The organism is Mycobacterium colombiense (assembly GCF_001665835.1).
Lineage (GTDB): Bacteria > Actinomycetota > Actinomycetes > Mycobacteriales > Mycobacteriaceae > Mycobacterium > Mycobacterium colombiense_A.
The window spans coordinates 1-20,177 of sequence record NZ_LZSX01000084.1 but is presented as its reverse complement, the minus strand read 5'-3'; the positions used below and the strand labels follow the sequence as shown (position 1 = coordinate 20,177).

Below are 20,177 nucleotides of genomic sequence, written 5' to 3'. Positions count from 1 at the left end.
GAACCCAGGCTGCGCTCGATGTCGTTGGCCCCCAGCTTGTTCTGCATTGCCGTCGTGTAGTCGGGGACGGCGCGCTGCAGCATCGCCGGCAGGTTGAACACCAGCGCCACGGCCAGCACGATCATCGCGATCCCGCCGGCGATCTGAATTACGCGCTGCCGGCGGCGGAACGCGGCCACTCGTTCGGTGACCCGCCGCCCGGCCAGTGCGAAGGCCAGCAGCGGCAATGCGTTGCCGATGGCGAACGTCGCGGTCAACACCAGCGCGCCGGGCCCGATCGACGACGTCCCGCCCGCCACCACGATGGCGGCCAGCACCGGACCCGCGCACGGCACATACAGGGCCCCCAGCGTCAGACCCAGGCCGAAACCATCTGTCCCAGAGCTGATTTGGCGCTGCGGGAAATACGCGAACGGCCGCTCGATCAGGTGCTGCACCGGCGGGAAGATCAACCCCAGGCCGATCAGGACCAACACCACCAATGCGGCCCACCGGATCGCGTCCTGCGGCAGGTGCAGCGCCGTCAGCAGCGCGGAACCGATCAACGTGGCCAGGCTGAAACTGCACACCAGGCCGGCGATCACCAGGTACGGCCGCGTCGCGGACCTCATGCTGCGGCCGCCGGCCCGGCTGCTGGCTCGTCCGCTGTCCATGCCGGACAGCAGGATCACCGGAAGCACCGGCAGGATGCACGGCGAGATGCCGGTGATCAGCCCACCGAGAAACCCGATCAGGGCGATGGTCTGCACGGGCTACTCGGCGGGGCTCGACGGGCACCGGACGATGAGCATGGATACACCTTTACCTGTTTTCGCGCCGGCGAGTGATCCAGGCACAAATCACGCAGCGTGCGTTATACAAATCACACAACGTGCGTTACGCTCGGCCGGTGGCGCAACTAACATTCCAGCGCGCCCGCACTGAGGAAAAGAAGCGCCAACGTGCGGAGGCCCTCGTGGAGGCCGCACGCTCGCTGGCCATGGAAACGGGCGTCGCGTCGGTCACCCTGACCGCGGTCGCCAGCCGCGCCGGAATCCACTACTCGGCGGTGCGCCGTTACTTCACCTCGCACAAAGAAGTCCTGCTGCACCTGTCCGCCGAGGGCTGGGTGCGGTGGTCGAATACCGTGTCGGAGAAGCTGGCCGAGCCCGGCGCGAAGTCGCCCTCGCGCATCGCCGAGACGCTGGCCGAAGCGCTGGCCGACGACCCGCTGTTCTGTGACCTGCTGGCCAACCTGCACCTGCACCTCGAACACGAGGTGGACGCGGAACGGGTCATCGAGGTCCGGCGGATCAGCACCGCCGCCACCCTCTCGCTGGCCGATTCGATCGGGAGCGCGCTGCCCGAACTCGGACGGTCGGGCTCGCTCGACATCTTGCTTGCCGCCTACTCGCTGGCGGCCACGCTGTGGCAAGTCGCGAATCCGCCGGAACATCTGACCGATGTCTACGCCGAGGAGCCGGAAGTGGTTCCGCCCGAATGGAATCTGGACTTCGCATCCGCACTTACCCGCCTGCTGACGGCCACGTGCGTCGGCCTCATCGCGAAATCCTCATGAACTCAGAAAGGAGCCGGAGCGCTGTGGCTTGGCGAACTGCAACCGGTCAAGACGGTCCCGAGCTCTCCGAGCGCCCGCGACCTGAAACGACCGCGCGACCCTCGGCCGCGTCCAGTGTGCCGCCGGAGGCCACGCCGCGACCGTCGGACACCAACGGCCGCAACGGCGCCCGGGTGAGAGAAGGCCGTCGAAGGGGGACTGCGGTGGCCAACGCGATCAAGAAACTGTGGGTCATCGCTAGGGTTACACATAGGCAAATTGATGTTTCGCCCGTGGTGAAGGACTTGAAGCGCCCATGACGACGACTGAGCCAAGGACCGAGCCGTTGAAGAAGCAGGGCCTCGCAGGCAGCGAGGGCAACAAGGTCGCCCCGCAGCGCGCTACGAAAAAGGGGCTTCTGGCGCGTTTCTGGCTGGTGCTCACGATCGCAGCTGTCGTCGCGGTCTCAGGATTCGTGGTGTACCGGTTGCACGGTGTCTTCGGCGTTCACCGCGGTTCGTTCGGTGGTGGCACCTCGGGCGAGGTCCTCGACGAGTTCAACGCCAAGACGATCACGCTCCAGGTCTGGGGCCCACCGGGCAGCACGGCAACCATCAATTACCTCGACGAAAACTCCCATCCGCAGCAGGCCCTCAACGTGCCGTTGCCCTGGAGCAAAGTATTGAGTTCAACGAAGCCCGGCATCCCGGCGAACCTGGTGGCGCAAGGAGACGGCAGTTGGATCGCCTGCCAGTTCGTGGTGAACAAGCACGACGGGAGCGGTGACGTCATCAAGACTCCGAATCGCTCAGATCCCAACCAAACCGTGAACGCCTTCGTCTATTGCCTGGACAAGTCCGCATGAGCGAGCAGGGCGAGGCTCCGCCGCGCGTCGATCAGCCGCTGATTCCGCCGTTCCTGCCGCGGATGATCCATCGGCTGGCCCTGCCGATCGTCCTGGTGTGGTTGGGCATCGTGTTCGTCACCAACACCGTGGCCCCGCAGCTGGAGGTCGTCGCCAAAACCCACTCGGTGTCGATGAGTCCCACTGACGCGGCATCCTTTCAGTCGATGATGCGGGTTGGATCGACGTTCAAAGAGTTCAACTCCGACAACTCGGCCATGATCCTGCTGGAGGGCGACAAGCCACTCGGGGCCGAAGCGCACCGCTACTACGACGAGATCGTCAGGCGCGTCGAGCAAGACAAGAAACACGTTCAGCACGTCCAGGATTTCTGGAGTGATCCGCTGACGGCGGCGGGTTCCCAGAGCCACGATCAAAAGGCCGCGTACGTCCAGGTTTACCTCGCCGGCAACATGGGCGGCGGGCTGGCGAACGAGTCTGCCGCGGCCGTCCGCAAGATCGTGGACTCGGTGCCCGCGCCGCCGGGAATCAAGGCATACGTCACGGGCGCGGGTCCGCTGTTCGCCGACCAGTCCCACTCGGGGGAGAAGGGCGTCGCGGTCGTCACTCTTATCACCCTCCTGGTGATCGTGGTGATGCTGCTTTTCGTTTACCGATCGGTGAGCACGGTTTTGATCATGCTGGCGATCGTGTTCGTCGAGCTGGCCGCGGCCCGCGGCGTCGTCGCGACGCTGGGCAACTACGGGATCATGGGGCTGTCGACCTTCGCCAACAACATGCTGGTGCTTATGGCGATCGCCGCCGGGACGGATTACGCGATCTTCGTGGTCGGCCGCTATCAGGAGGCCCGTGGTCTGGGCGAGACCCGCGAAGAAGCGTTCTACACCATGTTCCACAGCACCGCGCATGTCGTGCTGGGATCGGGCCTGACCATCGCCGGCGCGATGTACTGCCTGAGCTTCTGCCGGCTGCCGTACTTCCAGTCGCTGGGGGTGCCTTGTGCGGTCGGCATGTTGGTCGCGGTGTTCGGGGCTTTGACACTGGGTCCGGCGATGCTGACGGTGGCTTCGTTCTTCAAGCTCATGGATCCGAAGCGCAAGCTGCAGACCCGGGGCTGGCGTCGCATCGGCACCGCGATCGTCCGCTGGCCCGCACCGGTTCTCGCGGTGACCATCGGGGTTGCTTTAGTTGGTCTGCTCGCCCTGCCCGGTTACAAGACGGACTACGACAACCGCCACTTCTTGCCGGCGGACACCCCGGCCAATGTCGGTTATGCCGCCGCGGACCGGCACTTCGACCAGGCTCGGCTCAATCCTGAGCTGTTGATGATCGAGACCGACCACGACTTGCGTAACCCGGCCGATTTCCTGGTGCTGGACAAGGTCGCCAAGGCGGTCTTCCGCATCCCCGGTATCGGCCGGGTGCAGACCATCACCCGGCCGTTGGGCACGCCGCTCGACCACAGCACCCTCGGTTTCCAGATGGGCGCGCAGGCCGCGGCGCGGATCCAGACCCAGCACTATCAGGATGAGCAGGCGGCAAACCTGCTCAAGCAGGCCGACGAGCTGCACAAGACGATGGCAACGCTGCATGAGCAGATGCAGGTGACCCAGGATCTCAGCAACACCACGCACGAAACCACCAAGCTCACCAAAGAAACCGTGAAGATCACCGAGGCATTGCGCGACGACATCGCCAACTTCGACGACTTCTTGCGGCCGATTCGTAGTTACTTCTACTGGGAGAAGCACTGCTACGACATCCCGGTCTGCTGGGCCCTCCGGTCGGTCTTCAATGCGCTCGACGGTATCGACCAGGTGGCTGAGAACATCGTGAACCTCAGCGCGAATCTGGACAAGCTGGACAAGATTCAGCCGAAGCTGGTGGCGCTGATACCGCCGCAGATCGAGAGCCAGCAGCGCAACCTCGACACCATCATGTCGAACTACGCGACCACGATGGGTCTCAACGAACAGGCGCGAGCGCAGTCCGACAACGCCACCGCCCAGGGCGATGCCTTCGACAAAGCGAAGAACGACGACACGTTCTACCTTCCGCCGGAGGCGTTCAAGAGCCCGGATTTCGCGCGGGGTCTCAAGCAGTTCATATCGCCGAACGGGCACGCCGTCCGGTTGATCATCTCCCATGAAGGCGACCCGGCGACTCCTGAAGGCATCAACCACATCGAGCCGATCAAGCAGGCCGTGCACGAGGCGATCAAGGGCACCCCCTGGGAGGGCGCCAAGGTCTACCTCGGCGGCACCGCCGCGACGTACAAGGACATGCATGACGGCTCCAACATCGACCTGATGATCGCCGGAATCGCCGCAGCCACTTTGATTTTCGTCATCATGCTGGTGATCACCCGAAGCGTCGTGGCGGCCTTCGTGATCGTCGGTACGGTGTTGCTGTCGCTGGGCGCCTCATTCGGACTCTCCGTGCTCTTATGGCAGTACATCCTGGGCATGAAGTTGCACTGGATGGTGTTGGCGATGGCGATCATCCTGCTGCTGGCGGTCGGCTCGGACTACAACCTGCTGCTGATATCGCGGTTCAAGGAGGAAATCCACGCCGGGCTAAAGACAGGGACGATCCGCGCGATGGCCGGTTCGGGCTCGGTGGTGACCTCCGCCGGTCTGGTGTTCGCCGCCACCATGGCCACGTTCATGTTCAGCCCGCTGCTGGTGATGGCTCAGGTGGGTACGACGATCGCGCTGGGTTTGTTGTTCGACACCTTGATCGTGCGGTCGTTCATGACACCGTCGCTGGCCACCTTGCTCGGGCGCTGGTTCTGGTGGCCGCAGCACGTGCGTCCACGGCCGGCCAGCACCATGCTGCGGCCGTATGGACCGCGTCGCGCCGTGCGCGAGTTGATCCTCAACGACGTCGACGAGCACCCGGCGGGCGGGGTGGTACAACCGCGCTGATCTTCACGTCACGTGAGTGTCGAGATCCGTGCTGGCGTGCAGAGCTGCGACACGGCCTCGGGGCGTGGTTGGAACACGTCGCGGTGAGAAGTGTCGATGCGGCATTCTGCCTTTGATGTCGGTGCAACGCCGGCTTTACGAGGTTGCCGAAAGCTCGGCAGTCGCGAGACGCAGAACCCCGCCACTGCATTGACGATGACAATGACGACCCACAGTTTCTTGATCGCGTTGGCCACCGCAGCCCCGGCCCACAACAGCTGCTCCGGCCCTACAAACCTAGGCCGTAGGTTCGTGCGCTGAACAGCCCCGAGGGGACGACGCGCCGGAAAACGATCGGTTCCGGGCGCCATCACCGCGTTACTGGTCGACCCTACCCTTGGTAGGTCCTGGCCACCCAGGTGGACCAGTTGGCTCGGCCCAGTCCCAGACCGACATGTCGCCAGGCGGGTACTGGTTGCAGATGTCGGTGGCCTTGGCCACCACGCCCTTGTTGTTGAAGAAGATCTTCATGTGGTTGGGCCAGGCCACCCACAGCGGGTCGGAGACCGGCGCGTAGAAGTTCTCGGAGTAGTTCCGGCGGTCCTGCGGTGACAACCCGAAGAACCAGTGCGCCTTGTCGATGGTCGCCTGCTGGACGTTGGGGTGGTTGTCGAAGTCGATCATGTAGCGCTGGTAGTACACCGGGCTGGTGTCCCGGGAGGCCGCCAGGATCTGCTCGGCGTCACACGTGGTGTTGATCATCCGGCGGGGGATCGGAAAGTCCTCCGTGGAGTCGGCTACCGCGGTCGACGGAAAAATCGCAGCGGTAATACCCAGAGCAAGGAACGCGGCGCCTGCACGCAGGCCAGTACTCAGCCGAGACATAGCAATTACGGTAACACTTTTTGGCCTGCCGGGAACAGTTCCCAGGTCACTGCCAGGATTTGGCTAGTGCGTCTCAGTATCAGTCGCGATCAGGGACGATGACATGCGTCGGGTCGGGTCGCAGTTCCGGAGGTGCCTGGCTGTAGTCGCCGAAGGGGCCGTCGCGGCGCTCGATCGCGGCCCGCACGCCCTCGGCCCCGGCGGTCTTGATGAAGGCCAGCGCGTCGGGGGTATTGCGCATCAGGCCGTCGAGAATGCCGCCCAGCGTCTGGGTGGACGCCAGCCCCATGTTCTCGTAGGCCTGGTTGACGATCAGCTTCTGCGCCTGTAGCTGCGACAAGGGGATCTGCGCGAGCTCGGCCGCGATCTCGGCGACCCGCGCCTCCAGCCGCTCGAACGGCACCGCCTCGTTGATCAACTCGATCTCGGCGGCCTGCACGCCGGTGAGCGGTCGGCCGGTGAGCGAGTGCCACTTCGCCTTGGCCAGGCTCAGCCGGTAGAGCCACATTCCGGTCAGATACGCCCCCCACATCCTGCTGTAGGGCGTGCCGATCACGGCGTCCTCGCTGGCGACGATGATGTCGGCGCACAGCGCGTAGTCGCTGGCTCCGCCCACGCACCAGCCGTGCACCTGCGCGATCACCGGCTTGGACGCCCGCCAGATGGCCATGAACTTCTGCGTCGGCCCGGTCTCCCGGGCACTGACCATCGCGAAGTCCTTGCCGGGATCCCATTTCCCGTCGGTCATCATCGCCTCGCCCCAGTGCTGGAACCCGCCGCCGAAGTCGTAGCCGCCGGAGAACGCCCGGCCCGCACCGCGCAGCACGATGACCTTGATCGCCGGGTCGCGCTCCGCCAGGCCGATGGCGGCCTCGATCTCGTCGGGCATCGGCGGGACGATGGTGTTGAGCTGCTCCGGACGGTTCAGCGTGATGGTGGCAACCGGGCCGGCCGTCCTGTACAGCAGCGTCTGGAAGTCGGGCATACCCAAGTGTGGGCTAGCGCTCCTCGGCGGGCGGGTCGGCCTCACGGTTTTCCGGCGAGGACGCGTAGATCCGCCCGCCGATCTTCAGATACGGCGTGGTGAGGTAGGCCGAGAACGCGATGATGGCGGAGAAGACCGCCGCCGCGAGGACGCCGTTCGGCCAGAGCTGGCCGGTCCCGAACGCAAAGCAGACGATGCCGATGATCGCGGTCGACCAGTAGAACCGCCGGCCGGCGCGACGGTGCTTGACGAAGCGATAGCGCGCCTGTGCCGCCGAGGCCAGGATGAAGATCAATCCCGTCGCGAGCAGGGTGAGTTCGATGCGTTGGATCGCTGACACATCGACGATCCTATGGCCGCGCGAGCGTCTGCCATAAGAACGAGTAAGTCAGCGCCGACTTGAACGCCACCTGCTCGTTGTCCGCGGCGCCGGCGTGCCCGCCCTCGATGTTCTCGTAATAGAAGACCGGATGACCGGCGGCCTCCAGCGCCGCGGTCATCTTGCGGGCGTGACCCGGGTGCACCCGGTCGTCGCGGGTGGAGGTGGTCATCAACACCGGCGGGTACCGGCGCGTCGCCGAAATGTTCTGGTAGGGCGAGTATTCCGAGATGAACGCCCAGTCATCGGGGTTGTCGGGATCGCCGTACTCAGCGACCCACGAGGCGCCGGCCAGCAGCAGGTGATAGCGCTTCATGTCCAGCAGGGGCACGCTGCACACCAGCGCGCCGAACCTCTCCGGGTACTGGGTCAACATGATGCCCATCAGCAGGCCCCCGTTGCTGCCGCCCTGCGCTCCGAGCTGCTCGACCGTGGTGATGTCGCGATCCACCAAATCGGTTGCCACGGCCGCGAAATCCTCGGCCACCTTGTGCCGGCCCTCGCGCATCGCCTGCGTGTGCCAGCCGGGGCCGTATTCGCCGCCGCCGCGAATGTTGGCCAGCACATACGTGCCGCCGCGGGCCAGCCACAGCCGGCCCAGCACGCCGCTGTAGCCCGGTGTGTTCGACGATTCGAAGCCGCCGTAGCCGTAGAGCAGGGTCGGTGCCGGCCCGCCGGAAGCCTGCGGACCGCCGGGCCGCACCACGAAGTAGGGGATCGAGGCGCCGTCCTGCGACGTGACGAAATTCTGTGTCACCGAAATGTTTTCGGCATCGAAGAAGGCCGGGGCGGACTTGATCTGTTCGAGCCTTCCGTCATCGGTTCCGCGCATCAGCCGCGAAGGCGAGTCGAATCCGCTGGAATCCAGGAAGAACTCGTCGCCCGTGTCGTCGGCGGAAACGACGACGGTGTTGGTCGCGGCCGGGATGCCGGCCACCGGCTCGCGCCGCCAGTCACCGGGCGTGACGATCTCCACGCGACTGGCCACGTCGGCCAGGGAGACGAGCAGCAGCCGGTTCTCGGTCCACGCGTAGTGGTTGAGGGCGGTGTGTTCATCGGGTTCGAAGACCACCTGCAATTGCGCTGTGCCGGCGAGGAATTCGTCATAATTCGCGGCCAGCAGCGACCCGGCGGTATAGGTGGTCTCGCCCAACGACCAGTCGCTGCGCAGCTCGATCAGCAGCCACTCGCGGTGCGGGCCGACGCTGGCGTCGGTGGGCGCATCGATGCGGATGAGTTCCGACCCGCGCAACTCGTAGACCTCTTCGTTCCAGAAGTCCAGCGCCCGGCCGATCAGGGTGCGCTCGTAGCCGGGGATCCGGCTGGTGCTCGCCACCACGTTGACGTCGGAACGCACCCCCTCGAACACCGTCTCGGCCTCGGCGAGGGGGGTGCCGCGGCGCCAGCGCTTGACCACCCGCGGATAGCCGGAATCGGTCAGCGAATCGGGGCCGAAGTCGGTGCCCACCAGCACGGTATCGGGATCGGCCCAGCTGACCTGCGACTTGGCCTCCGGAAGCTCGAATCCGTCGTCAACGAATTGCCTTGTCAGCATGTCGAATTCACGCACGATGGAGGCGTCCGAGCCGCCGCGGGACAGGCTGACCAGCGCGCGGGTGTATTCGGGGTAGATGACGGCGGCGCCGGCCCACACCCATTTCTCGCCGTCGGCCCGGCCCAACTCGTCGACGTCGATCAGCACATCCCACTCGGGGGACTCGGTGCGGTAGCTGTCCAGCGTGGTGCGCCGCCACAGGCCCCGGGGGTTGGCCGCGTCACGCCAGAAGTTGTAGAGGTGCTCGCCGCGGCGGACCACGTAGGGGATGCGGGCGTCGGTGTCGAGCACCTCGAGCGCCTCGGTGCGCATCCGTTCGAAGTTCTCGTCGCGGAAACGCGCCAGCGTCGGCTCGTTCCGCGCCCGCACCCAATCCAGCGCCTCGTCGCCGGTGACGTCCTCGAGCCACAGGTACTGATCTTGGTTGTCTTCGGGGGCGGCGTGAGCTTGCGACGGCATGGAAGCCATTGTGGCGCCGGCGGTAGTGTGAGGTGAATTACACAGCCGAGTGAGGGGTGAGAGCAGATGACTGTTTTCGCACGTCCAGGTTCTGCCGGGGCATTGATGTCGTATGAATCCCGCTACCAGAACTTCATCGGCGGGCAGTGGATGGCCCCGGTGAAGGGGCGTTACTTCGAGAACCCGACACCGGTGACCGGCCAGACGTTCTGCGAGGTGGCCCGCTCCGATGGGGCCGACGTCGAGAAGGCGCTCGACGCCGCGCACGCGGCGGCTCCGGCCTGGGGCAAGACGGCGCCGGCCGAGCGGGCGGCGATCCTGAACAAGATCGCGGACCGCATCGATGAGCACACGGCCGCGCTGGCGGTGGCCGAGGTCTGGGACAACGGCAAGCCGATCCGTGAGGCGCTGGCCGCCGACATTCCGTTGGCCGCCGACCACTTCCGGTACTTCGCCGCGGCGCTGCGCGCGCAGGAGGGCTCGCTGTCGCAGATCGACGAGGACACCGTGGCCTACCACTTCCACGAGCCGCTCGGCGTGGTCGGGCAGATCATTCCGTGGAACTTCCCCATCCTGATGGGCGCCTGGAAACTGGCGCCCGCGCTGGCGGCCGGCAACGCGGTGGTGCTCAAACCCGCGGAGCAGACACCGGTTTCGATCCTCTACCTGATGTCGCTGATCGGCGACCTGTTGCCGCCCGGAGTGATCAATGTCGTCAACGGCTTCGGCGCCGAGGCCGGCAAGCCGCTGGCGTCGAACAACCGGATCGCCAAGATCGCGTTCACCGGCGAGACCACCACCGGGCGGCTGATCATGCAGTACGCGTCGCAGAACCTGATCCCGGTCACCCTGGAACTCGGGGGCAAGAGCCCCAACATCTTCTTCTCGGACGTGATGGCCAAGGCCGACGATTACCAGGACAAGGCGCTGGAGGGCTTCACCATGTTCGCCCTCAACCAGGGCGAGGTATGCACCTGCCCGTCGCGCAGCCTGGTCCAGGCCGACATCTACGACGAGTTCCTCGAGCTGGCCGCGATCCGCACCAAGGCGGTCCGCCAGGGTGATCCGCTGGACAGCGAGACCATGCTGGGGTCACAGGCATCCAACGATCAGCTGGAAAAGGTGTTGTCCTACATCGAGATCGGCAAGGACGAGGGTGCCAAGGTGATCACCGGCGGCGAACGCGCCGAGCTCGGCGGCGATCTGTCCGGCGGCTTCTACATGCAGCCCACCATCTTCGGCGGCAACAACAAGATGCGGGTGTTCCAGGAGGAGATCTTCGGTCCGGTGGTGACGGTGACGTCGTTCACCGACTACGACGACGCCATCTCGATCGCCAACGACACCCTCTACGGCCTGGGCGCCGGGGTGTGGAGTCGCGACGGCAACACCGCGTACCGTGCCGGGCGCGACATCCAGGCCGGCCGGGTGTGGGTGAACTGCTATCACGTCTATCCCGCGCACGCGGCGTTCGGCGGCTACAAGCAGTCCGGCATCGGCCGGGAGAACCACAAGATGATGCTCGACCACTACCAGCAGACCAAGAACATGCTGGTGTCCTACTCCGAGAAGGCGCAAGGGTTCTTCTGATGGACCCGCGCGCCGGCGACGATGCAGAGCGCAGCGACGAGGAGGAGCGGCGCCTTGATGTCGCTGGGGTGGTCATCACCGCCCCTGCCGCCGAGGTGCTGACGCGGCTGCAGGCGATCCACGGCCCGGTGATGTTCCACCAGTCCGGCGGTTGCTGCGACGGCTCGTCGCCGATGTGTTACCCGCTCGGCGACTTCCTCGTCGGTGACCGCGACGTGCTGCTCGGCGTGCTCGACGTCGGGACGGACGGCGTGCCGGTGTGGATTTCGGGTCCGCAGTACGCGGCCCACTACCGCGACAAGCACACCCAACTGGTCATCGACGTGGTGCCGGGCCGCGGCGGCGGGTTCAGCCTGGAGGCGCCCGACGGGGTACGGTTCCTGTCCCGCGGCCGTGTCTTCACCGGCGAAGAGCAGGCGTCGCTGGCCGCCGCGGCGGTGATCACCGGCGCCGACTACGAACGCGGTGAACGCCCCGGGGCGCGGGGACCGGTGGTGGTTGACGCGGCCTCGGCGACGTGCCCCGCGCGCCGGTAACCGCAGTACAGTCGGGAAAGTGATCCCTCTTCCACGTCCCTGGTTGTTGGCCAGCGCCATGCTGATCGGCAGTGCCGTCGGACTTTTGGCGGCTGTGGCGTGCACCGTGGCCATCCACGCCAGCGTCCGCCCGGGCGTCGCGATCGCGTCGGTGGTCGGCATCCTCAGCGTCGTCGGGCTGACGACGATCCTGTTCTCCGGCCGCCGCTGGGTCACCATGCTGGGCGCGTTCCTGCTGTCGGTGGCGCCGGGCTGGTTCGGCGTGCTGGTCGCGTTGCGGGTGGCCGCCGGTGCCTGACGACAAGGACGCCTCGAACCCGGGCACCGAGGTTTTCGTGCCGGACTTCTCGGATGACGAGGACGACGCCGAGCACACCGGTACCCAGTCGTGGGTCCCCGATTTCGATGACGACACCGGCGAGCACGCCGCCGTTGAAGAGCCCGAGCCTGGCACCGTCGAGGACGCGGCGGCGATACCCACCGCGGATGCCGGCGAGCCGGAGTCGGCCGAGCCGGTCGGCCCGGTGCAACCGGTCAACGTGCCCGGCCGGTACCTCTACCTCAAGTGGTGGAAGTTGGTCCTGGTGCTGCTCGGCGTGTGGGCAGCGGCGGCCGTGATCGGGCTGGGGCTGTTCTATTGGTGGTACCATTCGGTCGACAAGACCGCGGCGCTGTTCGTGGTCCTGGTCTATGTGGTGGTCTGCATCGTCGGCGGGGTGATGCTGGCGATGACCCAGGGCAGGCCGCTGATCTCGGCGCTCTCGGTGGCGATGATGTCCGGGCCGTTCGCCGCGCTGGTCGCCGCGGCGCCCCTGTACGCCTATTACCACTGCGAGCGCGTGGGCCACTGTCTCCTTGGCGTCATTCCGTATTGACGCCAACGCCCGGGCGGCCACCAAGGGTCGTGGCCAACTAGGGTGGGCTCGTGACTTCTCACTATGACGTCGTCGTCCTCGGGGCCGGTCCCGGCGGATATGTCGCGGCCATTCGCGCCGCGCAGCTGGGGCTGAACACCGCGGTCGTTGAACCGAAGTACTGGGGCGGTGTGTGCCTCAACGTCGGCTGCATCCCGTCCAAGGCGCTGCTGCGCAACGCCGAACTCGCCCACATCTTCACCAAAGAGGCCAAGACATTCGGCATCAGCGGCGAGGCGACGTTCGACTACGGGGTCGCGTTCGACCGCAGCCGCAAGGTGGCCGAGGGCCGCGTCGCCGGCGTGCACTTCCTGATGAAGAAGAACAAGATCACCGAAATCCATGGCTACGGCCGCTTTACCGACCCGCACACGATCGCGGTCGAGCTCAACGAGGGCGGCACCGAGACCGTCACCTTCGACAACGCCATCATCGCCACCGGCAGCAGCACCCGCCTCGTTCCCGGCACGTCGCTGTCGGCCAACGTGGTCACCTACGAAGAGCTGATCCTGTCCCGGGAGTTGCCGGACTCGATCATCATCGCCGGTTGCGGAGCGATCGGCATGGAGTTCGGCTATGTGCTGAAGAACTACGGCGTGGACGTGACCGTCGTCGAGTTCTTGCCGCGTGCGCTGCCCAACGAGGACGCCGATGTCTCCAAAGAGGTCGAGAGGCAGTTCAAGAAGCTGGGCGTCAGAATCCTCACCGAAACGAAAGTCGAGTCCATCTCCGACAACGGCTCGGAGGTGACCGTCGTCGCCAGCAAGGACGGCAACTCCCAAGAGCTCAAGGCCGCGAAGGTGTTGCAGGCCATCGGTTTTGCGCCCAACGTCGAAGGCTTCGGCCTGGAGGCGGCCGGCGTCGCGCTGACCGACCGCAAGGCCATCGGGATCACCGACTACATGCGCACCAACATCGAGCACATCTACGCCATCGGCGACGTCACCGGCAAGCTGCAGCTGGCCCACGTCGCCGAGGCCCAGGGCGTGGTGGCCGCCGAAACCATCGCCGGCGCAGAGACTTTGGCGCTCGGTGATTATCGGATGATGCCGCGCGCGACGTTCTGCCAGCCCAATGTCGCCAGCTTCGGTCTCACCGAGGAGCAGGCCCGCGACGAAGGCCACGACGTTGTGGTGGCCAAGTTCCCGTTCACCGCGAACGGCAAGGCGCACGGTGTGGGCGACCCGAGCGGGTTCGTCAAGCTGATCGCCGACGCCAAATACGGTGAGCTGCTGGGCGGACACCTGGTCGGCCACGACGTCTCCGAACTGCTTCCGGAGCTGACGCTGGCCCAGAAGTGGGACCTGACCGCGACCGAGCTGGCCCGCAACGTGCACACCCACCCGACCATGTCCGAGGCGCTGCAGGAATGCTTCCACGGCCTGACCGGGCACATGATCAATTTCTGAGCCGTCGATGATGCGCACCGTCACCCCCCAGGCCATCGCGGGCGCCGTCGGTGGCCTGGCGACGGGTTATGTCCTGTGGTTGCTGGCCATTTCGAACGGCGACAACGCGACCGCCGGCCAATGGGCCCCGCTGGTGCTGCTGGCCTCGGTGGTGCTGGGGATCGGCGCCGCGCTGTGGGGCTCGCGGCAGCGCCGGCGCGGCAAGCAGGCATGGGCGGTGTTCGCCTTCGCGCTGCCGGTACTTCCGGTGATACTGACGCTGGCCATCCTCGTCGACGTCTACCTATAGCTGGCGCGGATGGTCCAGCGGGATGTCGAGCGCCGACATGGTCGCGGCAAGCCCGTCGTATTGGCTTGCGAGTAAACAGAATTCGATCAGCTGCCGCCGATCCAGGTGGGTCGCCAGCTGCCGCCACGTGTCGGTGGTGACGGTCCGGTCTTCGACGAACTCGTCCGTGGCCGCCAGCAGCGCCTGCTGACGCACGGTGAGGCGGGCATCAACCGGGTCCAGCTTCTCGGGCCACGCGAAGATGGCGGCCTGCAGGTCCGCGTCCAGCCCGGCCTTGCGGGCCATCCGGCGGTGATGCTGCAGCTCGTATTCGCACCCGCGCAGATGCGCGACCCGCAGGATCACCAGTTCGGTGTCGATGGTGGGCAGCTTCCCACGCAGCAGCCGGCCCCCGTACGCCAGCCACGTCCAGAACAGCAACCGGCGCTGACCCAGCGTGGTGAACAGATGCATCTCCGGCGCGGCCACGGTGCGCGCACCCAGCTTCGCGATCACCCAATTGATCGGTCCCAGTTCGCGAAACCGCCCCGGCGGGATCCGGCCGTCCGGCGGGCTCACGGCTGGATCACCAGGTAGGGAGACACCGTGCTGCGGTGCTCGTCGAGATCGAGTGCGCGTCCCAGCGCCGGGAAGGCGCGCTGCGGGCAATTGTCGCGTTCGCAGACCCGGCAGCCCGCGCCGATCGGTGTGGCCACTGTCCCTGGTTCCCCCGAAACGTCGAGTCCTTCGGAGTAGACGAGCCGGTGCGCGTGGCGAAGCTCGCAGCCCAACCCGATCGCGAAGGTTTTACCCGGCTGACCATACCGGGCCGCGCGACGTTCCACGGTGCGGGCCACCCACATGTAGTTGCGCCCGTCGGGCATCTGCGCGATCTGCACCAGGATCTTGCCCGGATTGGCGAACGTCTCGTAGACGTTCCACAGCGGGCAGGTGCCTCCGCTGGAGGAGAAGTGAAAGCCGGTGGCGGACTGACGTTTTGACATGTTTCCGGCCCGATCGACCCGGACGAACGAGAACGGCACACCGCGCATCGACGGACGCTGCAACGTCGAAAGCCGGTGTGCGATGGTCTCATAACTGATCGAGTAGAACGACGACAGCCGCTCGACGTCGTAGCGGAAGTTCTCCGCGACGTCGTGGAACTGGCGGTAGGGGAGCACGGCCGCCGCGGCGAAGTAGTTGGCCAGCCCGAGCCGGGCCAGCGTGCGCGACTCGTCGCTGGTGAACTTGCCCTCCTCGACCAAAGTGTTTATCAGATCGCCGAATTCGAGGTAGGCCAGTTCGGCCGCCATCTTGAAAACCTGCTGCCCCAACGACAGGTGATTGCTGAATTCCAGCGTCTTGGTCTTGGGGTCGTAGCGGTGCAGCACGGTGTCGCCCAGGTCGATTCGGCGGTTGATGTGCACCCCGTGCACCTCGGTGAGACGGCGAGTGAGCTCGCGCGCCAGATCGCCGTGGTGCAACCGCATCTTGATGGTGAGGTCCTCGGCGGCGGTGTCCAGCTCGTGCAGGTAATTCTGCCGTTGGTAGAAGTAGTCGCGCACTTCCTCGTGCGGCATGGTGATGGAGCCGCTGCCGCTGCCGTCGGAGTACCGCTCCTCGGTGGCGGCCGCGAGCTGCGCCGTGGTGATCCGGTAGCGCCGGTGCAGGTTGACCACCGCGCGGGCCAACCCGGGATGGGCGCTGACCATCTCGGCGACCTCCGTCGGGTCGACGTCGATGTCCAGATCGCGGTCCATGGTGACCTCGCGCAATTCGGCCACCAGCCGGGTGTCGTCCTGCGAGGAGAAGAAGGTCGCATCCACCCCGAACACCTCGGTGATGCGCAGCAGCACGGCCACCGTCAGCGGGCGGACGTCGTGCTCGATCTGGTTGAGGTAACTCGGCGAGATCTCCAGCATCTGGGCGAGCGCGGCCTGGGAGAATCCGCGTTCGTTGCGCAGCTGGCGAACGCGGGAGCCGACGAAGGTCTTGGACACTTCACCGAGGTTACCGGCCATGTGAAGATCTGGTTCGCAGACTTGGCATCGCAGACCGTCGCGTCGAAATTGGTATTCGGCGCACCCCGTTGGCATGATTCGACCGGGGCCTCAGGCCTTAGCCTGGGGTGACCACGAGGAGGAATCGGGGAGCGACGCCGTGAGCCTGGATAAACAATTGATGCCGGTGCCCGACGGTCACCCTGACGTTTTCGATCGCCAGTGGCCGTTGCGGGTCGGCGACATCGACCACACGGGCCGGTTGCGGCTGGACGCGTCCGCGCGCCACATCCAGGACATCGGCCAGGACCAGCTGCGCGAGATGGGCTTCGAGGAGACCCACCCGCTGTGGATCGTCCGGCGCACCATGCTCGACCTGATCCGGCCGATCGAGTTCAACGACATGCTCCGCCTGCGCAGATGGTGTTCGGGCACCTCGAACCGCTGGTGTGAGATGCGGGTTCGCATCGATGGGAAGCGCGGCGAGGGGCTCATCGAGTCCGAGGCATTCTGGATCAACATCAACCGCGAGACCCAGATGCCCTCGCGCATCTCCGACGACTTCCTGGCCGGCCTGCACAAGACGACCTCCGTGGACCGACTGCGGTGGAAGTCCTATCTGAAGCCGGCCAGCCGCGACGACGCGGCCGAGATCCACGAGTTTCCGGTCCGGGTCACCGACATCGACCTGTTCGATCACATGAACAACTCCGTGTACTGGAGCGTGATCGAGGACTACCTGGCCTCGCACCCGGAACTGATGCACCCGCCGCTGCGCATCACGATCGAGCACGAGGCGCCGGTGGCGCTGGGCGACAAGCTGGACATCATCTCGCATGTTCACCCGGCCGGGTCCACCGAACAATTCGGCCCCGAGCTGGCCGATCGCACTGTTACAACGCTCACATACGCCGTGGGCGACGAGGCGAAAGCCGTCGCCGCGATCTTTGCTCGCTAAACCGGACAAGCGTCCCGTTAACCGCCGTTGACCTGCGCGTTCTGGTTACCGGCGGGTAGCTTCTGAAACGGTTAAGTTAGTTAGCAACTTAGCAAGCTTCGCAAATTCGAGCGTTCCTGTTGCTTAAATTGGCAACTGAAAGGGGTGGACCGCCCCCTATGAGCTGTGTCATCTTCGAGTTAGCACACCAGTGAAGTTGAGCCGCTAGCTACCGCCGGTGAGGCGTCCAGCAACTCAGTAGTGAAGATCGTGAAGGAGCATGCCCAATGTCTGTCGTTGGCACCCCCAAGAGCGCCGAACAGATCCAGCAGGACTGGGACACCAACCCGCGTTGGAAGGATGTCACCCGGACCTACACCGCCAAGGACGTCGTCGCCCTGCAGGGCACCGTCGTCGAGGAGGCCACCCTGGCCCGTCGCGGCGCCGAGGTGCTGTGGGAGCAGCTGCACGACCTGGAGTACATCAACGCGCTCGGTGCCCTCACCGGGAACATGGCCGTGCAGCAGGTGCGCGCCGGCCTGAAGGCCATCTACCTGTCCGGTTGGCAGGTCGCCGGTGACGCCAACCTGTCCGGCCACACCTACCCCGACCAGAGCCTGTACCCGGCCAACTCGGTGCCGCAGGTGGTGCGCCGGATCAACAACGCGCTGCTGCGTGCCGACGAGATCGCCGCGGTCGAAGGCGACACCTCGGTGAAGAACTGGCTGGCGCCGATCGTCGCCGACGGTGAGGCCGGCTTCGGCGGTGCGCTCAACGTCTACGAGCTGCAGAAGGCCATGATCGCCGCCGGTGTCGCGGGATCGCACTGGGAGGACCAGCTGGCCTCGGAGAAGAAGTGTGGCCACCTGGGTGGCAAGGTGCTGATCCCGACCCAGCAGCACATCCGCACCCTGACCTCGGCCCGCCTGGCCGCCGACGTGTGCGACGTTCCGACCGTCGTCATCGCCCGGACCGACGCCGAGGCCGCCACGCTGATCACCTCCGACGTCGACGAGCGCGACCAGCCGTTCATCACCGGTGAGCGCACCAAGGAGGGCTTCTACCGGGTTCGCAACGGCCTCGAGCCCTGCATCGCCCGCGCCAAGGCCTACGCGCCGTTCTCCGACCTGATCTGGATGGAGACCGGTACCCCGGACCTCGAGCTCGCCGCCAAGTTCGCCGAGGGCGTCAAGTCCGAGTTCCCCGACCAGATGCTGGCGTACAACTGCTCGCCGTCGTTCAACTGGCGCAAGCACCTGGACGACTCCACCATCGCGAAGTTCCAAAAGGAGCTCGCGGCAATGGGATTCAAGTTCCAGTTCATCACGCTGGCCGGCTTCCACGCGCTGAACTACTCGATGTTCGATCTGGCCTACGGCTACGCCCGCAACCAGATGAGCGCTTACGTCGAGCTGCAGGAGCGCGAGTTCGCCGCCGAGGAGCGTGGCTACACCGCCACCAAGCACCAGCGCGAGGTGGGTGCCGGTTACTTCGACCGCATCGCCACCACGGTGGACCCGACCTCGTCGACCACCGCGCTGACCGGCTCCACCGAAGAGGGCCAGTTTCACTGAGGACGAACGGGCTCTGCCCGCGAGGACGAGGTGAAACCGAGGGCTTGAGACACTGAGGACGAACGGGCTCTGCCCGCGAGGACGAGGTGAAACAGACGGCTTGAGTCACTGAGCCTGCAGTGAGCGCGCGGCGCACGCCGCGCCTTGAAAATGAGATGAAGTAGCGTAGGCCCCGCCCAGCTAAACCTGGGCGGGGCCTATTGCGGTGCAAGACGATACGACACCGGAGAGAAATCAGTGAGTGACGCAACGATCCAGCGGGTAGGAGTTGTCGGGGCCGGCCAGATGGGGTCCGGGATCGCCGAGGTCTCGGTCCGCGCCGGAGTCGACGTGACCGTGTTCGAGACCACCGAGGCCCTCATCACGGCCGGACGCAACCGCATCGTGAAGTCGCTGGAGCGCGGCGTCAGCGCCGGCAAGGTGACCGAGCGGGAACGTGACCGGGCGCTGAGCAAGCTCACCTTCACCACCGACCTGAAGGACCTCGCCGACCGCCAACTGGTCATCGAGGCGATCATCGAAGACGACGCCGTCAAGGCGCAGGTCTTCGCCGAACTCGACCGGGTCATCACCGACCCCGACGCGGTTCTGGCGTCCAACACCTCCAGCATCCCGATCATGAAGATCGCCGCGGCCACCAAGAACCCGCAGCGCGTGCTGGGTCTGCACTTCTTCAACCCCGTGCCGGTACTGCCGCTCGTAGAGTTGGTCAGCACGCTGGTCACCGACGACGCCGCCGCCGCGCGCACCGAGGAATTCGCGAGCGCCGTGCTGGGCAAGCAGGTCGTGCGCTGCTCGGACCGGTCCGGTTTCGTGGTGAACGCGCTGCTGGTGCCCTACCTGCTGTCCGCCATCCGGATGGTGGAAGCCGGTTTCGCCACCGTCGAGGACGTCGACAAGGCCGTGGTGGCCGGGCTGTCGCACCCGATGGGTCCGTTGCGACTGTCCGATCTGGTCGGTCTGGATACCTTGAAGCTGATCGCGGACAAGATGTTCGAGGAGTTCAAGGAACCGCAGTACGGCCCGCCGCCGCTATTACTGCGCATGGTGGAAGCCGGCCGGCTGGGCAAGAAGACGGGCCAAGGCTTCTACACATACTGACCCTGCGGCGATTGACCTAGCGCGTCGGGCGCCCAGATGGCCGCCTGTTGGGTGATCGGTTAGTATGCTCGCGTGAAATAGATGAAAGGTTTGCATCGAATATGGCGGTATTGGAGCCCTATTACGAGGAGTCGCAGTCCATCTACGACGTCTCGGACGAATTCTTCGCATTATTTCTCGACCCCACGATGGGCTACACGTGCGCCTACTTCGAGCGCGATGACATGACGCTCGAAGAGGCCCAAATTGCGAAGTTCGATCTTGCGTTGGGAAAGCT

Annotated in this window: 21 protein-coding genes; 13 read left to right on the top strand and 8 right to left on the bottom strand. The window is 65.6% G+C overall.

Features of this window, described 5'->3' with window-relative positions:
- Positions 1-749 (bottom strand): cytochrome c biogenesis CcdA family protein (locus A5760_RS20230; protein WP_196772149.1); only part of this gene is annotated, 749 nt, incomplete at its 3' end.
- 122 nt (positions 750-871) lie between these two features.
- Between A5760_RS20230 and A5760_RS20225 the strand changes: the two genes are divergently transcribed.
- The 3 genes from A5760_RS20225 (at position 872) to A5760_RS20215 (ending at position 5,329) form a co-directional block, all read left to right on the top strand.
- A complete protein-coding gene (locus A5760_RS20225) occupies positions 872-1,558 on the top strand; it encodes a TetR family transcriptional regulator (protein ID WP_155764395.1) in 687 nt (228 codons plus the stop codon).
- 295 nt (positions 1,559-1,853) lie between these two features.
- Positions 1,854-2,402, top strand: coding sequence for an MmpS family transport accessory protein (locus A5760_RS20220; RefSeq protein WP_064884046.1), 549 nt, complete (start codon positions 1,854-1,856; stop codon positions 2,400-2,402).
- Positions 2,399-5,329, top strand: coding sequence for an RND family transporter (locus tag A5760_RS20215; protein ID WP_064884042.1), 2,931 nt, complete (start codon positions 2,399-2,401; stop codon positions 5,327-5,329). Before A5760_RS20220 ends, A5760_RS20215 begins: the two co-directional genes overlap by 4 nt.
- A gap of 8 nt (positions 5,330-5,337) precedes the next feature.
- On the opposite strand, the gene A5760_RS26750 is transcribed toward A5760_RS20215, so the two are convergent.
- The 5 genes from A5760_RS26750 to A5760_RS20195 all read right to left on the bottom strand — a co-directional run bounded on the left by A5760_RS26750 (position 5,338) and on the right by A5760_RS20195 (position 9,571).
- Complete coding sequence (locus tag A5760_RS26750; protein ID WP_155764394.1) at positions 5,338-5,565, bottom strand: hypothetical protein; 228 nt, start codon at positions 5,563-5,565, stop codon at positions 5,338-5,340.
- Between the two features lie 121 nt (positions 5,566-5,686).
- A complete protein-coding gene (locus A5760_RS20210; RefSeq protein WP_064884039.1) occupies positions 5,687-6,193 on the bottom strand; it encodes a DUF5078 domain-containing protein in 507 nt (168 codons plus the stop codon).
- 79 nt (positions 6,194-6,272) lie between these two features.
- Positions 6,273-7,184: a crotonase/enoyl-CoA hydratase family protein gene (locus tag A5760_RS20205; protein WP_155764393.1), complete on the bottom strand. Its 912-nt coding sequence runs from the start codon at positions 7,182-7,184 to the stop codon at positions 6,273-6,275.
- A gap of 7 nt (positions 7,185-7,191) precedes the next feature.
- On the bottom strand, positions 7,192-7,518 hold the full coding sequence (locus A5760_RS20200) for a hypothetical protein (protein WP_064884035.1): 327 nt from the start codon (positions 7,516-7,518) through the stop codon (positions 7,192-7,194).
- 10 nt (positions 7,519-7,528) lie between these two features.
- On the bottom strand, positions 7,529-9,571 hold the full coding sequence (locus A5760_RS20195; protein ID WP_196772148.1) for a prolyl oligopeptidase family serine peptidase: 2,043 nt from the start codon (positions 9,569-9,571) through the stop codon (positions 7,529-7,531).
- A 66-nt stretch (positions 9,572-9,637) separates the two neighbouring features.
- On the opposite strand from A5760_RS20195, the gene A5760_RS20190 reads away from it, so the two are divergent.
- The 6 genes from A5760_RS20190 (at position 9,638) to A5760_RS20165 (ending at position 14,309) form a co-directional block, all read left to right on the top strand.
- Complete coding sequence (locus A5760_RS20190) at positions 9,638-11,161, top strand: aldehyde dehydrogenase family protein (RefSeq protein WP_064884029.1); 1,524 nt, start codon at positions 9,638-9,640, stop codon at positions 11,159-11,161.
- A 68-nt stretch (positions 11,162-11,229) separates the two neighbouring features.
- A complete protein-coding gene (locus tag A5760_RS20185; RefSeq protein WP_064884051.1) occupies positions 11,230-11,697 on the top strand; it encodes a DUF779 domain-containing protein in 468 nt (155 codons plus the stop codon).
- A 19-nt stretch (positions 11,698-11,716) separates the two neighbouring features.
- Positions 11,717-11,995 carry a putative holin gene (locus A5760_RS20180; RefSeq protein ID WP_196772147.1) on the top strand — a complete coding sequence of 93 codons (279 nt, stop codon included), beginning with the start codon at positions 11,717-11,719 and terminating at the stop codon, positions 11,993-11,995.
- Positions 11,988-12,572 (top strand): hypothetical protein, encoded by a 585-nt coding sequence (locus tag A5760_RS20175; protein ID WP_064884019.1) that lies wholly within the window; start codon positions 11,988-11,990, stop codon positions 12,570-12,572. Before A5760_RS20180 ends, A5760_RS20175 begins: the two co-directional genes overlap by 8 nt.
- A gap of 50 nt (positions 12,573-12,622) precedes the next feature.
- Positions 12,623-14,020: a dihydrolipoyl dehydrogenase gene (gene lpdA, locus A5760_RS20170; RefSeq protein ID WP_064884016.1), complete on the top strand. Its 1,398-nt coding sequence runs from the start codon at positions 12,623-12,625 to the stop codon at positions 14,018-14,020.
- Between the two features lie 7 nt (positions 14,021-14,027).
- A complete protein-coding gene (locus A5760_RS20165) occupies positions 14,028-14,309 on the top strand; it encodes a hypothetical protein (RefSeq protein ID WP_064884013.1) in 282 nt (93 codons plus the stop codon).
- Here A5760_RS20165 and A5760_RS20160 read toward each other — a convergent pair.
- Complete coding sequence (locus A5760_RS20160; RefSeq protein ID WP_064884011.1) at positions 14,304-14,867, bottom strand: carboxymuconolactone decarboxylase family protein; 564 nt, start codon at positions 14,865-14,867, stop codon at positions 14,304-14,306. The two genes, A5760_RS20165 and A5760_RS20160, sit on opposite strands and share 6 nt — an antisense overlap.
- Entirely contained in the window at positions 14,864-16,288 is a 1,425-nt protein-coding gene (gene ramB, locus A5760_RS20155) for an acetate metabolism transcriptional regulator RamB (RefSeq protein ID WP_064884048.1), read from the bottom strand. The genes A5760_RS20160 and ramB overlap by 4 nt, the downstream gene beginning before the upstream one ends.
- Positions 16,289-16,448: 160 nt before the next feature.
- Here ramB and A5760_RS20150 point away from each other — a divergent pair, with 160 nt between their 5' ends.
- The 4 genes from A5760_RS20150 to A5760_RS20135 form a co-directional block, all read left to right on the top strand.
- Positions 16,449-17,246, top strand: a complete 798-nt coding sequence (locus A5760_RS20150; RefSeq protein ID WP_064884008.1) for an acyl-[acyl-carrier-protein] thioesterase — start codon at positions 16,449-16,451, stop codon at positions 17,244-17,246.
- A gap of 266 nt (positions 17,247-17,512) precedes the next feature.
- Entirely contained in the window at positions 17,513-18,799 is a 1,287-nt protein-coding gene (gene aceA / locus A5760_RS20145) for an isocitrate lyase (RefSeq protein ID WP_064884005.1), read from the top strand.
- 237 nt (positions 18,800-19,036) lie between these two features.
- Positions 19,037-19,900 (top strand): 3-hydroxybutyryl-CoA dehydrogenase, encoded by an 864-nt coding sequence (locus A5760_RS20140; protein WP_064884002.1) that lies wholly within the window; start codon positions 19,037-19,039, stop codon positions 19,898-19,900.
- 101 nt (positions 19,901-20,001) lie between these two features.
- Positions 20,002-20,177: class I SAM-dependent methyltransferase (locus A5760_RS20135; protein ID WP_196772146.1), on the top strand; the 176-nt coding region annotated here is incomplete at its 3' end.